The sequence below is a fragment of the Embleya scabrispora DSM 41855 genome, assembly GCF_000372745.1.
GTDB classification, from domain to species: domain Bacteria; phylum Actinomycetota; class Actinomycetes; order Streptomycetales; family Streptomycetaceae; genus Embleya; species Embleya scabrispora.
Genome location: NZ_KB889708.1, coordinates 109,737 through 123,497 on the forward strand (window position 1 = coordinate 109,737; position 13,761 = coordinate 123,497).

Genomic DNA, 13,761 nt, shown 5'->3' on the forward strand with positions numbered 1-13,761 from the left:
GAGTTCGCACCCACCGCCCGCCCCGGGACGGCACCCGGGCCCGGACGTCAACTCCCATGGATTGCAGGCATATTCGACACCTTCAGCCGCCCGACAAGATCGAAACGCCCCGAATTCTCCTCCGCTCGGATCAGTGCAATACTTCGCGTGCTAGCCTCACTTTGAGTAATTCAAAGGAGACGTTACGTGTTTGAGCGCGTAGCCGAACTGGCGATCCGTCGGCCCCGGTTGATTCTTGTGGTCGCGGCCGTGGCCGTGACCCTCATGGCCGCCGTGGGCTTCGGCGCGTTCGCCAAGTTGCAGAGCGGGGGCGGCTTCGACGACCCGGCCTCCGAATCCACCCGTGCCGGTGGGGTCATCGACGCGAAGTTCGGCGGGGAGACGAATCTGGTCCTGCTGGTCCGCGCCCGCCAAGGCGGCGTCGACGACCCGGCCGTCGAAAAGGGTGGCCGGGCACTGGCGGCCGACCTCAGGAAAGAGCGGGCCCTGGACAACGTGATCTCGTACTGGGACACGGACAACCCCGCCCTCCGCTCCAAGGACGGCCGCGAAGCCATGGTGCTCGCCCACGTCAAGGGCGACGACACGGAGCAGGCGAAGAACGTCAAGGGCATCATCGCCGCCCACACCGGACCGCGCGGGAACGAGCTCGTCGTCCGGGCCGGCGGGGCCACCGCCGTGGCCAAGGAAATGTCGACGCAGGGCACCGACGACCTCGTCCTGGCCGAGACCATCGCCGTGCCGCTGACCCTGGTGCTGCTCCTGATCGTCTTCGGCAGCGTGGTCGCGGCCATGCTGCCGCTGGTGATCGGCACCATCGCCGTCATGGGCACCTTCGCCGAACTCGCCCTCCTCGGCGACATCACCGACATCTCGATCTTCGCAACCAACCTGACCACGGCCCTGGGCTTGGGCCTGGGCGTCGACTACGCCTTGTTGATGATCAACCGGTTCCGGGACCGACTCGCGTCCGGCGCCGAGGTGGACGACGCCGTCCGCCACACGGTGCTCACTGCGGGCCGCACGGTCGCTTTCTCCGCCGCCACGGTCGCCGCCGCGCTCGCCGCGCTTCTCGTGTTCCCGCAGTCCTTCCTTCGTTCGTTCGCCTACGCAGGGGTCGGCGTCATCATGGTCGCGGCGACCGCCGCCCTGTTCGTGATGCCCGCCCTGCTCGCCGTCCTGGGACACCGAGTCAACAGCGGCCGCATGCCATGGGTGAAGCCCGCGCGCCCGGACGCCGCGACGTCCGTGTGGGGCCGGCTGGCCGGCGCCGTCATGCGACGTCCCGCACTCGCCGCGATGCCGATGCTCGGCGTCCTGCTGCTGGCGTCGAGTCCGCTCCGGGGCATCACCTTCGACATGGCCGACGAACGCGTGTTGCCCGAGGACGCGACCAGTCGACAGGTCGCGACCGCGCTGCGGGAGAACTTCGCCGGCAACGACGCCGCGGCCCTGCACATCGTCATCGACAAGCCCGTGGGCGAAGCCCCGTTGGGCGCCTACGCGGCCGAACTCTCCGGGTACAGGGGCATCGTCCGGGTCGAGGCGTCCACGGGAACCTACACCGAAGGGAACCTCACCGCCCCGGGTCCCGGCAATGCGGCCCTGGGCCGGCCGGACGCGCAACGGATCAACGTGGTAAGCGCACTGCCGCCGAAGTCGGAAGATGCCCAGAAACTGGTCACCACGGTAAGGTCGCTCGCGGGGCCCGGCGGGACGCATCCGTTGGTGGCCGGCCCCGACGCCGAACTGGTCGACGCCAAGGACTCCATCGCCGGCCGACTCCCGTTCGCCGCCGGCCTGGTCGCCCTCACCACCTTCCTGCTCCTGTTCCTGTTCACCGGCAGCGTCGTGCAACCACTGCGCGCGCTGGTCCTGAACATGATCAGCCTGAGCGCGACTCTGGGCGTCATGACCTGGATCTTCCAGGACGGCCACCTCACGTCCCTACTCGGCTCCACACCACAGCCGATGGAGGTGTCGACGACCGTACTGATGTTCTGCATCGCCTTCGGCCTCTCGATGGACTACGAGGTGTTCGTCACCAGCCGGATCAAGGAACTCCACGACCAGGGCGAGGACACCGAGTCGGCCGTGGTCAACGGCCTCGGGCACACGGGACGCATCGTCAGCGCCGCCGCCGCCCTGTTGGCGGTGAGCTTCTTCGCGTTCGGGACGGCCGAGATCAGCTTCATGCAGATGTTCGGCCTGGGTACCGGGTTGGCCATCCTGATCGACGCCGTCGCGGTACGGGGCATCCTGGTCCCCGCCGCGATGCGCCTGCTCGGCCGCTCGGCCTGGTACGCACCCCGCCCCCTGCGCAGGTTCCACAACCGATTCGGCCTCGGCGAAACCGGCACCGTACCCCCGCCCACGGCTTCGCCGGAGCACATGCCCGGCGCCTCGAACAACAAGACATCGAACGCGTAATGCAGGAAGAGATTGGCGAGCACGGGTGAAACTGCGGAGCCCTGTGGGGTTCCGCAGTCCCGGTCGGCCGGCGGCCCGTCGGGCAGCGCCGGCGGAGCGGCCGGCCTACGGCAACTTTGCGGCGAGCAGGCGAAGTTCGGCCAGGACGGTCAAGGGTCTCGACCGACAGGCTCGGGTCGGGTCGGGTCGGGGGAAGTTCGCGATGGTCGGCGTGACGGCCGCACACGAACTCGAGACCCACCGGTCCCCAGCCCCTGACGAGCAGCCGCCACAGCAAGGCCGGGACGCTCGGGCTCGTCCGCAGGTCGGCCGGAAATCGTGGCCAAACGCGTGAGTCCCGCCGATAGTCTCGGAAAGATCTTGATCGCCGAGACGAAAGGCCCTCCGTGCGCCGAAGTCGCATACCGGTCCTGTCCGTCGTACTCACGATGTTCCTGGCGTTCTTGTCTTTGAACGCGACGGCCCACGCCGATCCGGCGGCACCGGCCGGCAAGGCCGCCCAGGCGTCGTCGGAACTGCGTTTCTTCACGTACAACATCTGCGGCGAGGGCCAGGCCGGCTGCGGTGGGCCTCCGAAGGACAACGCCCGACGCATCGACACCGTGGTGTCCCAGGCGCGGGACTGGGCCGCCGACGAGGTGTTCCTCCAAGAGGTTTGCCGTTCTCAGTACGACGCGATCCTGTCGGCCCTCAAACCCCTGGGCTTCCGAGGCATGTTCACCACCACCGTGGGCGGAGCCGTCCACTGCGGCGGCGACTACGGGATGGCGGTCCTGGTCCGGGGCCCCGTCGTCGAGACCGCAGAGCTCGACCTCACGGCCGGCGGCGAGAACGAACCGATCAAGTCCCCGTGCATCAAAACCTATACGAAGGGGCGGGCCAACTGGGCCTGTTCCGTGCACCTGTATTGGTCGGACGGGACGCTGGAGAAAATCGAAGCCGCGAAATTGACCGCACAGACCGACGCTTGGCGGGCCGCGGGCACGCCGGTGATCCTGGGCGGCGACTTCAACCACACCCCGGTCTCCGTCGTCCTGGACTACTTCTATACGGCCCCGAATCCGGACGGAAACGGCGCGTTCGTCGAAGCGGACGAGACCGATCGGAACTACTTCACCCCGCAATGCGCGCAGGCTTCACAGACCCATTGCCGTTCGGGTCGGCCGACCCACCTGGCTTTCAACGATCCGACCGATCAAAAGATCGACTACCTGTTCCTGAGCCAGGGAGACTTCACCGCCATCCAAGGCGAGGTACTACCCCGTGACCCCGCGATCTCCGACCATCGCCTCTACCGCGGTACGGCAAATTTCACGGCCTCGGCATCGGGTCCGTACACCCTGACAAACGCCAACTCGGGCAAATGCCTGGAAATTCGGGGTGACTCGACCGGGGACGGCGCCGCCGCGAGCCAGTGGACGTGCAATGGTTCCGCCACCCAGAACTGGTACCTCAGCCTTTCGCCGGGCGCATCGACGCGAATAGTGAACGCCAATTCGGGCAAGTGTCTGGAGATCCGGGGTGACTCGACCCAGGACGGCGCCGCCGCGAACCAGTGGACATGCAATGGTTCCGCCACCCAGAACTGGCGGGCCGACCTATCCGTCGACAACTCCTGGCTGCTGACCAACGTCAACTCCGCCAAGTGCCTGGAGATCTGGGGTGACTCGATCGAAGACGGCGCCGCCGCGGACCAGTGGACATGCAATGGTTCCGCCACCCAGAACTGGGTGAAAAACGGGTGACCGCTTCGACCGCACGCGCCCCATCCGGCGAGGTCAGGGACAAGCGCATGGCCGCTGTCGCCCACACTGCCCTCGCCGGACGGGGCCCGGCCTGGTGAACACTCCTCATTCGCCCACGACCGACTACTCGTCGTCCTCGTTCGTGAACGCCGGCCGGATCACCTCCAAAGCTGTGTGGGGGATCCGTTGCATTCCCACTGATTGGCGGCCGCGCCGTCATCCGTCGAATCGCCACGGATCTCCAGGCACTTGCGAGAATTGTAGTTGATGAGGTTGAATCGACCATTTATCGTGTGATAGACGATCCACATCTGAGTGGGCGACCCGTTACATTCCCACTGATTGGCGGCCGCGCCATCAGCCGTCGAATCACCACGGATCTCCAAGCACTTCCCGGAGTTCCCGTTCTGCATATACCTCAGAGGCTCTCCCCAGGGCGACGTACCTACGTCGACCCAGGTCCATGCCTGCGTGGGGGATCCGTTGCATTCCCACTGGTTGGCGTCCGCGCCATCGGCCGTCGAATCGCCACGGATCTCCAGGCACTTGTTAGAGTTGACGTTGGTCCAAGTACTACTTGCGGCACTCGCCGAGGAGGAACTCGCAACCACCGACACCAAGGCCGCCGTCGTGGCGATCAGGGTGCCGAGCGTTCGCTTGAGATAGGGCTTCATGAAACCTCCCGTACGGTTGGATTGCAGTCGACCGTAAAACGGAGGAGGCGTGGTTTCAAGATCCGGGCAGTATATGGCCTGTATGTGATGGGCGACTGGCGCGAAAATATAAATCGGGTTTCACTTCATGGCAGTGAATACGGCGAAATGTAGTGCTCGCTTCGGTCGGGAATGAGTGCCCACGGCACCGCCCCGTGGACGCCTTCGGAGCCGGACCCAACAGCCGTCCGCGCCGACTCGCCCCGGTGGCCCGGCAGATGAGCTCGGCGACGATGCGGAGCCGGCTCTCCACCTACGCCGCCTCGGACCACGAGGCTTTTGTCGATCGCGCCGCCTTCGAGCGGGATCCGCCCCCCGGAACGTTCGACCGAGCCATGGATCGGCCAAAGCCTTCGTCGAGTTCCAACCTCTTCGCCCCGCCCCCTCGTCACCGCCGCCGGGGCGTGTGCCCCCGGTCCCAGCCTGGCAAGCCCCCGGAACCCGGGCACCGAGTCCTGGAGTTGGGCACGGGGACCCGGTGGAACGCGGCGTTGGCCGCGCGACGCGCCCGACCCGGCAATGTCGTCGGTGTCGAGGTCGATCCGGACCTGGCCGAGGGGGCCCGCAAGGCGCTCGCCGCAGCCGGGCTGGACGTGAGCGTCGAGGTCGGGGACGGCGCGGCCGTGGGACCGGGTGATCTCGACCTACGCGGTGGAACACGTTCCGTGGGCGTGAATTGCCCAGGCCCGCCCCGGAGGTCGGGTGGTCACGCCGTGGGGGCGGTTGGGCATGTCGCGCTGACCGTCGCCGACGACAAACGCTCGGCGAGCTATCGTCGGGAACGCGACGAGATCCTGGTCTACGACCGACCCAACGGGGCCGACGGCATCCGATGGCGCGACCCGCAGACAGTGATTCCGTCGGTGGTGTCCGACGCGATGCCCCGCCCCCAAGCTCCCCGGGCTGCGTCGACCCCGCCATTGAACGGTAACCCCCCGACCCGGCCCCATAGTCGATCCGGTCACCTTTCCCGCCACACGGGACCACCGAGGATGCCGACCTCGCTCTGACCATGGCACGCGAAGGAGAGCTGCTGCTGCCTTCGTCCGGGTGGCGGTGAGTCCGGCCGGCGCGTCAGCTGTACAGTGCACCGCCGAAGCGTTCACGCAATGCCCGGGCGGCACGGTCTCCGAACCGGTTGTGCTGGAGTCCGAGCCCTTCGAGTCCGGCCAGGTGCGGTGACTGGGCCAGGGCGAGTGCACCCGCGTTGCCGATCTCGTTGTTGTCGAGCACCAGCCACCGCAGGGTGGCCGGCATCGGGGTGCAGGCCAGGGCGGCCGCTCCGCGGTCGCCGATGCCGCAGTTGCCGAGGTCGAGGCGGCGCAGCCGCCGGAACGATGCCGCTGCCAGGCCGGCCGTGCCGTCGGGGCCGAGGCGGCCCCGGTCCAGCCGCAGTATTTCCAGCGATTCGGTGAACACCGACTCCGCGAGGGCGGGGCCGATCTCGGGTGGCAGCCTGTCGAGATAGCCCCCGGACAGCTGGAGCGTCCGCAGGGCGCCCAGCCGCCGCCCCCGCACCAGTGTGAGCATGGCGGCCCCGGTACCGTCGCCGTTGATCGCCATGGCGAGACTCTGGAGGCCGGCTGCCACAGGAGAGTTGACCAGCGCGTCGACGCCTTCCTGGGTGAAGGCGCCGCCCGCGAGGTCGAGCGCGGTGAAGCGGTTGGGCAGCTCGCTCAGCCGGGTCAGCACCCCGTCGCCGAGCAGGTGGCTGTCGAGTGTGAGGTCGCTGAGGCGCGGCAGTGCCGGTAGGACCGTCGCCAGGGCGCTGTCGAGATCGTCGATGGTGCTGCGTCCGAGGTCCAGGCGCTCCAGATGCGGCGCGAAGACGGCGTCGGGCAGCCGCAGGAGCCCGGCGGAGGTCAATTCCTGCTCATCGTAACGTGAGGCGGACACGTCCAGTTCACGCAGGCACGGGTAGCTGTGGCTGGTGAGCAGGGCGGTCAGACCGTCGTCGTCCAGGTTGGCATCCGGCAGCGCGAGACTTTCCAGCCGCCGCAGATACGGCGACCGGGCCAGCTGGGCCACGGCGTCGCCGTCCAGGTAGGTGTCATAGGTGCGTAGGCTGCGGTAGCGGCCGAGAGCGGGAAGCAGCGAGATCTCGGCGAGATGGTCGCTTGCGAACTGCAGCTCGAGGCAGTCGTCTTCGGGCGCGGCGCGGAAGAGGGCGTCATGGTGACGCAGGAAGGTCTCCGCTTCCATGTCGGTGACCGAGCGCACGAATCCGCGTTCCGGGCTGCCGATGAGGACGTCGCGCACCCCTTCGGGCAGCGCGGCCAAGTACCCGGCCACGGCGGCGTCCTCGTCGTCCGCGTTGCTGCCGCACTGGGCGTTGATCAGCCGGGCGTGCTCGGGGTGGGAGACGGCCACCAGCTCCGCGTAGGCCAGCCGGGGGCCGTTGTCGGCGGGGCGTTCACGGATGGCGAGCAGCAGACGGGCGGCGGCCGGGTCGACGTGGTCCGGTCCCGGGACGACGGTGTCGGCGTCGGTGTCGCGGCCGAGGGCCCTGAGCAGGACCGCCCGTGTCCGGTGCCGGTCGGCGTCGTCGCTGAGGAGGAGGGCCGCGTCGATGACGTCCAGGGCGGTGTGCGGGTGCCCGCAGTGGAAGAGGTCGTGGGCGAGCCGGGCCAGGGTCGGGCCCGCAGGCTCGCCCCACCGCAGGGCATGGATCACCTCGGTGAGTGACGACTGCGGGGTCAGCGGCGAAACAGGTATGCCCTCGTGCCAGTAGGGACCGTCGACCATGACGGCAGGCCAGGGCCGCTCGTCGCCGATGACCGGCGTGAGTGCCGCGGTGCCCTCCCGGGCGGCGAGCCGGATCCGGGCCAGCTGCGCGGGGCCGCCATCCGGGTCGTCGGCGTCGGCTTCGGCGAGCACGGCGTGCAACTCCGCTGCGCTGTACGGCAGTTCGGCGGCTGCCGGGGTGGCCGGCAGATCGGCGTTGCCCCACAGGCGCCCGAGCCGGACCTCCCGTACGGGTGTGCCGTCGGCTTCGCGGACCTGCCACAGGCCCACCTCGACGGCGTCCTCGACCGGGCCGGAGCGGGTGACTCCGCGGCCGTCCGCCTCCTCGGCCGTGCGGTGCCAGGTCCGGTGCCGCTCGACTCCGCGTCCGGACCCGGAGTCGTAGCCGGACTCACGGCGCAGCAGTCCATGCACGTCGTAGTAGCGCCAAGTGCCGTGCAGGGGGCGGATGTCCTCACGAGGCACCCGACGGCACTCCCACCAGAGGACGCCACTCCGGTAGTAGCGCCGGTCGGTGCCGTCGAGAGTCCACTCGCTCTGGAGGGTGCCGTCGGCCCACCAGTGCCGGGTTTCGAGCGTCTCCTCACCTTCCTCGCCACGCCGCCGCATGAACAGCCACGCGATGTCCCCCGAGCCCGGCAGATGGTTCGCCGTGGGTGCCACGCCTTCGGGGCGCGGCGGCACGGGCTTGCCCGAGCTGTGTTGAACCTCGACCCCGGCTCTGTCGAGATGACGGGTGCCGATCAAGTCGCCGTCGGCGTACACGCACTCGTAGACACGTACCGACTCCACCGCGTCCCGCCACGGGCCACCCGAGCCGTATCCCGACCCCGGCGACTGCGGCTCCGGGGTGCTCGGCCGGTGGAAGCGCCGTACGCCGTCGACGCGGCCGTCCGTGTACCGGCCCTCCTGCGACAACTCGCCGCCGGGGTGGTCGTAGCGCCGGTAGATGCCGTGTGGCCGACCGGCCACATGCTCGGACTCGCCGATGAACCGGCCGTCCGCGTCCCAATAGCGGACCAGGCCCGTGAGACGTCCGTGCTCGTCCTTGTCGCCGAGAACCCACTCTTGGTCCTCCTCCGACCACCACGCCTCGGGCGGCCGGGGATCGGTGCGCCGCGCGGTCATGCCTCGCCTCCCTCGCCCAGCAGCTTCGCGGTGTACGCCCCCAGCAGGTTGCCCTCGTCGTCGGGGAGCCCCAGGGCACGGGCCGCGGTGGGGAAGTCCCAGGGCGTGACCCGTTCTCGGACGTCGACCCGGCCGAAGGCGTTGCCGCGTTCGAAGTCGACCAGGACATCGCCCTCGTACGACGCCGCACGCGCGAAGTGGTCGTTGTGGCCGAAGTGGAAGGTGCCGGGGCACCGGATGCCGTCCAGCGCCAAGACCTCGCCCCCGGTGGCACCGTCGGCGCACTCGATCAACCAGGGGTCGAGGGCGTGAAGACGACGATCGGGCTCGGTAATGGTGTCCACACCGCGAAACCGTAACGACCGACACCGACCAACCCACACCGACGTCCACACACGCGGCTGTGAACAGCCGGCCTGCCGACACCGGCCCCGCGCCTCGCTCACCCCCCGCGGCAGCCGATCGGTCACCCCACATCAGCGGGCGACGCACGAACCCGAACCACCGATACAGACACTCCGCCGACTCCCGTCGCCGACCACCAACCACTTGTGCCGAACTCCCGGGGCTCACCGTACAATCCGGGCATCGAACCCGGGTCTGGAAAACACCGCAAGGGCAGTTGGACCGGGGCCTGTTCTGCGGCAAGCCGAAGGCCCGGACCATGAACCACCATGGGGACCATGAACTTCATGGCGAAGCGCGTGGCCAAGTGGTTCCTGGGCTCGGTGGCGTCGGTCATTCTGGTGATACTTGGCCTCGTCGCGTGGGGCCTGTTCGTACACGGGAAGCTTCCGAGTCCGCCCGACGTCGACAAGGTGGCCGGCGCCGCTGAAGTTCGTGCGGCCCAGCGGACGGCCGTACGGGACGTCGAGGCCGTGTACACGACGCTGGAACAGACCATGGGCGGGCGCGCGGCGCAGCGTGCCGAGGCGGTGTCGGACATGTGCGGCGTTGTGTTCCGCGATCAGGGGTTCTTCCGCCGGGTGGGGTGGAGCGGTGTCCGCTGCCAACGCGAGGTGATGCGCGCGTATGTGCTCGACGGTCCCCGGGCGGAGAACGCGACGGTCGTTGCCGTCGCGCTGGAAGCCGGCGGCTGGTTCCGGAACGGGCCGGGTGCTGTGGATCCGGGTACGCCCCAGTGTCCCGCGCCCGCGTCATCCACCGTCGACGCCACCTCCACACCGCTCGGCGACGAACCGACGTGCCGAATCGACGCGATCCTGCCGTCGCGCGTGAGTCTGTGCGCGGAGTTCTGGGACGTGCTGGGCCGCTCGGCGTACTTCCCCTCCCGTTTGAGGAGCACGGTCGTGAGCTCCACGACCGGCACGACCACGCACATCGATGCCCAAGCCATCACGAACGCGCCCCGGCCACCCGGGAGCAGCGTCGTGATCGTGTCCGTGCTCGCCCCCTACTTCACGCAACAAGGGCATTCCTGAGCCGATTCGTCCCTGCGCCCGAGCTGCTCCGCACGGCGTGTCCGTCCACTGTCGCGGGTGCGCGGGAACGCGTGAACGAGTTCCACGATCCCATGGTCGACGACGTCGGGTCCCGACCCGATCGGGCTGTGTCGGCGGGGATGACGGCCCCCGACACAGCGGGGCCGTCCAGAGGGGCAAGCGGCGTTCGGACGGGGCGCCGAAGCGCGAAGGCTCACACCGCGCCGCCGAGTCTCTCGCGTGACCGACTGCTCTGCCCTCGAATGCCTTCCACAACGGGCTCTGTTCGCCCGCAATGCGCGGGCGCCGCATACCGGGTGCCGGGGGCAGGTCACTCACCGGCAATCTCGCGGTGTGCCTCGGCACGCAGGCGCACGATCTCGGTGCCCGCGTCCCGGAGCTCCCGCAGGTTGTGCGACGACCTCGCCGCAGCACGCGACCTCGCGCACGAGTTCAGCTCCATCGCCCGCGAACGCCACGGAGGAGACCTCACCACCTGGATGACCCGCGCCCTGGGACTGCGGCCCGGCCGCCCGTCCAGGCCGTCGCCGCGCTCCTCCGGAACGACTGGAACGCGGTCGTCAACGGCCCGATCCTGCAATGGAGTTCCGGAGTAGTCGAAGAACGGGTGACACGCATGGCTGATCGAGCGCAGGTCCTACGGGCGGGCGTCGTTCGCGCTCTTGCGCACGGTCGTTTGCCCAACCGCCGTAGCCATCGACCCGCCCTTGCCGTGGCAAGGCGAATGGAGTCGGGACATGATCAATATGCATGTGCGGGGGAAGGCGGCGACGTACTGGCACGGGTCGTGTCCGGGCTTCCTTGGTTCGAGTCGCTCGCCCGGGCGGCTTCGGTGGCGGTCAGTGCGTCCAGGCGGCGCGCGTCGGTGGGGTCGTGGCGGGGGCGAAGCGGTCCCGGCGCAGTTGCTCGGCGGCTTTGGCCTCGGCCCGTAGGCGGCGGGCGCGTTGGGTGCGGGCGCGGCGCAGTGCGGCGAGTTGTTGGCGGATGGCCTGGTCGGCCAGGTGTGCGGGGCCCAGGCGGCGGCCGTCGGGGGTGCAGACCTCGATCTCGTGGGTGTGGTGGGGCATGACCGCACCGTGACCTCGCGGCCGGCCTGACGTGCTCAGAGGAAGTGCAGTTGGTGGCGCAGCCATGGCGGGAGGCAGGGAGGACTGAGCTGACGACGCGAGCCGTGGAGGAGCGGCTGGATGCCTATGTCACCGCCCTGATGGACGCGCTGGGCTAAGCCAAGGCCGCCCCCGACGGACACCGGGCAGCCGGCGGCACCCTCGGCGCCCGGGTGCCCCTCGTGCCGACGGGATCCACACCCCAGCGACCACCTGTCGGGAACGGGTTGATCACCTCGAAGTCCTGTGCGGGCACGTCGAGACCGTGGTCGCGTTCGACGAACGGTGCCCGACAAGGTCGGGTGAGACACGGGAACCTGCTCGGCGACCGCCGAGAAGTCACCTGCCCTCGTACATCCGCCCGCTCGAAATGTCGCCGGCCATTGCGGCGATCACGTCCCGCCGGCTCGCGTCACCATGGTCGGTGCGGGAAGGCCACCGGGGAGCGCAGGCTCCGCTGCGTCCACAACGTCCGTGACCTCGAAGGTGATCCCGGAATCCACGGCCGAGTGCGCGACATCCTCAACGGCGCGCTCCGTGCGGGCGATCGGATCAAGGGTGGGGGCTTCGTGATCGGGGTCGGTCACGTACGGACTCCACGGACCGAGAGCGCCGGTGCGGACCGGAATCAGCGCGGTCTCGAACAACGGGCAACCGGAAGTCCCTCCTCGATGCGCTGCAGCAGGCGACCACCATGTACCCGCGGCGCGTCGAAGCCGCGGCGGTCGTCGTCATCGTCGTCGTCCTCGTCGGTGACCAGGACCTCGGGGACGAGCAGCGTGGCCGGGTCGCGGTCCTGGGCGAGTTCGAGGTACGGCGGGGCGATCACTCCGCCGTGCAACTCGCCGCCGATGAGGTCCGGGGAGAACTCGTCGGACAGGACGGTCACGGACGCCCGCAGGTCGCCATGGATGATGACGAGTTTGTCGGTCGTGTTCCCGATGAACGCGTCCACGTGGACGGTTCCCCGGACCAGGAGCTTGACATCGCCTTCGAGATAGATGTTCCCGGCGCGCAGATCGCCCAGCACGATCAGCGCCGGGCAGCCGTCGTCCAGGTTGACGATGTTGCCGCCGACGGTCAGATCACCGTCGATGACATAGCCCGTGCCGGCGAGGTCGGCCCCGTCCAGCACGAAGTCGCCGGATATCGAGGCATCTCCCGTGTGTACGTCATACGTCTCGTTGTACAGATTCTCGTACCCGGACACGGGAAGATTCCGCTGTTCGAAGAGCGCGACGGTCTCCGCCCAACTGTGGTTGATGGTTCGCAAGGTCATGCCGCGAACTGTTCCACATCTCTCGGACGCTTCCTGTGAGCGGACCACACCACCTCAAGATATGGACTGGATCAAGCATCGATTGGGCTGTGTCCGGCGTGTTCGCCCTCGGAGCCGACCTCGACGACGTCGACCTGGCCGGCGAGCGCCTGCCCACCCCCGTCGCCCCGCCGGGCACCGGACGCACGCCCGATGGTGGATCAACCGGTGGACGGCCTCGCGCCGGCCGGCCTCGCGGCGGCAGCCGGGGTCCCCTCACGGTGTTCGCCGTTCTGGCGGCGATCGCCGACGAGCGGGAGCGGCTCGCCACGCCGGCGGACGAGCCGGTGAACGCGCGGACCGGCCGGCGCGGATGGTGGGTGGACGAAGCCACGCGCGCCGTTCGGGCATCGGGTGAGAAAACCCGGCGGCCAACGGGCGGAGAGGATCCGCGACCCGGCGCGCGACGACACCGTCGCGGCCTCCGCCACAGCGGACCTGTCGCGCAGGCCGGAGGTGGCCGCCGCGGCGATGGGCCACACCGCCGGCAAGCGCATGGTCGACACCGTCCGGTTCCGGGCCGGCGGAGCGGCTCTCGGCTGTGTCGAGGTGGTGGAGTCGCAGGCGAGCCGCGGGGAGTGGTTCTGCGCGCGGGAGCAGGCGCGGTTGCTGGGTGGGCAGGACCGGCAAGGCGTCGCAGGTGCTCGCGCCATACGTGGCCACGGGCTGGTGGAAGGCGGCCGAGACCGTGGTCGAACTGTTGGAGGCATGGGGGCGGTTCGAGGAGGCGATCGCGCAGGCGTGGGCACATCTGGAGGGCGACGGCTGATACGCAGCCCGGTCCCTTGCCGAACTGCCGGCCGATGCCGGGCGCATCGAGGAGGCCGTCGTCGTCCCAGAACGACACTTCCCCGCGAGCGGCAGCGTCCTGGCGGGGTATCTCATTCGACCTGGGCCGCGTCGCGGAGGCCGTGGCGCTTCTTCAACGGCCCCCGCCCAAGCCGGTCGAACCACGGTCGACCGCCACGCCCCCGTTCTGAAACACCGACCCCCGGCCGGCACGGTGTGGGCGTGGAGGTATTACCGCCTGATCGGAGCGACGGGCCCGGCGGGGCTGAAAGGCGTAGTCGATGACGCCGGAGGCCGGATGGGAAGGCGCGGGTTCGTAACCTC

General features: G+C 69.2%; 11 protein-coding genes and 2 pseudogenes. 7 read left to right on the plus strand and 6 right to left on the minus strand.

Annotation, left to right across the window (positions count from 1 at the left end; translation table 11 throughout):
* Positions 1-186 precede the first annotated feature (186 nt).
* Positions 187-2,430, plus strand: a complete 2,244-nt coding sequence (locus A3IC_RS0141380; protein ID WP_026219326.1) for an MMPL family transporter — start codon at positions 187-189, stop codon at positions 2,428-2,430.
* A gap of 428 nt (positions 2,431-2,858) precedes the next feature.
* Positions 2,859-4,175 carry an RICIN domain-containing protein gene (locus A3IC_RS63370; protein WP_020555945.1) on the plus strand — a complete coding sequence of 439 codons (1,317 nt, stop codon included), beginning with the start codon at positions 2,859-2,861 and terminating at the stop codon, positions 4,173-4,175.
* A 158-nt stretch (positions 4,176-4,333) separates the two neighbouring features.
* Here A3IC_RS63370 and A3IC_RS65960 read toward each other — a convergent pair whose 3' ends face one another.
* A complete protein-coding gene (locus tag A3IC_RS65960; RefSeq protein WP_079027020.1) occupies positions 4,334-4,849 on the minus strand; it encodes an RICIN domain-containing protein in 516 nt (171 codons plus the stop codon).
* Between the two features lie 374 nt (positions 4,850-5,223).
* On the opposite strand from A3IC_RS65960, the gene A3IC_RS73230 reads away from it, so the two are divergent.
* Positions 5,224-5,898: a methyltransferase domain-containing protein gene (locus A3IC_RS73230; protein WP_321184161.1), complete on the plus strand. Its 675-nt coding sequence runs from the start codon at positions 5,224-5,226 to the stop codon at positions 5,896-5,898.
* Between the two features lie 64 nt (positions 5,899-5,962).
* Here the strand turns inward: A3IC_RS73230 and A3IC_RS0141395 are convergent, their stop codons facing one another.
* Both A3IC_RS0141395 and A3IC_RS0141400 read right to left on the minus strand, forming a co-directional pair.
* Positions 5,963-8,761, minus strand: a complete 2,799-nt coding sequence (locus A3IC_RS0141395) for a hypothetical protein (protein ID WP_026219327.1) — start codon at positions 8,759-8,761, stop codon at positions 5,963-5,965.
* Entirely contained in the window at positions 8,758-9,105 is a 348-nt protein-coding gene (locus tag A3IC_RS0141400; RefSeq protein ID WP_020555947.1) for a hypothetical protein, read from the minus strand. The genes A3IC_RS0141395 and A3IC_RS0141400 overlap by 4 nt, the downstream gene beginning before the upstream one ends.
* A 339-nt stretch (positions 9,106-9,444) precedes the next feature.
* Here A3IC_RS0141400 and A3IC_RS0141405 point away from each other — a divergent pair, with 339 nt between their 5' ends.
* Positions 9,445-10,203, plus strand: a complete 759-nt coding sequence (locus A3IC_RS0141405; RefSeq protein ID WP_020555948.1) for a hypothetical protein — start codon at positions 9,445-9,447, stop codon at positions 10,201-10,203.
* 860 nt (positions 10,204-11,063) lie between these two features.
* Here A3IC_RS0141405 and A3IC_RS0141415 read toward each other — a convergent pair.
* Positions 11,064-11,291, minus strand: coding sequence for a hypothetical protein (locus A3IC_RS0141415; protein WP_020555950.1), 228 nt, complete (start codon positions 11,289-11,291; stop codon positions 11,064-11,066).
* Between the two features lie 26 nt (positions 11,292-11,317).
* Here A3IC_RS0141415 and A3IC_RS71845 point away from each other — a divergent pair.
* Positions 11,318-11,449, plus strand: a pseudogene (locus A3IC_RS71845) (aminoglycoside phosphotransferase); the annotation flags it as partial.
* A 273-nt stretch (positions 11,450-11,722) separates the two neighbouring features.
* Here A3IC_RS71845 and A3IC_RS0141425 read toward each other — a convergent pair.
* Together A3IC_RS0141425 and A3IC_RS0141430 are read right to left on the minus strand one after the other, a co-directional pair.
* Positions 11,723-11,917 carry a hypothetical protein gene (locus A3IC_RS0141425; RefSeq protein ID WP_158696314.1) on the minus strand — a complete coding sequence of 65 codons (195 nt, stop codon included), beginning with the start codon at positions 11,915-11,917 and terminating at the stop codon, positions 11,723-11,725.
* A gap of 41 nt (positions 11,918-11,958) precedes the next feature.
* A complete protein-coding gene (locus A3IC_RS0141430; protein WP_020555953.1) occupies positions 11,959-12,609 on the minus strand; it encodes a bactofilin family protein in 651 nt (216 codons plus the stop codon).
* A 260-nt stretch (positions 12,610-12,869) separates the two neighbouring features.
* Between A3IC_RS0141430 and A3IC_RS73820 the strand changes: the two are divergent.
* Positions 12,870-13,149, plus strand: a pseudogene (locus A3IC_RS73820) (DUF6192 family protein); the annotation flags it as partial.
* A 112-nt stretch (positions 13,150-13,261) separates the two neighbouring features.
* A complete protein-coding gene (locus A3IC_RS67055) occupies positions 13,262-13,417 on the plus strand; it encodes a hypothetical protein (protein WP_191864171.1) in 156 nt (51 codons plus the stop codon).
* Positions 13,418-13,761: the final 344 nt, after the last annotated feature.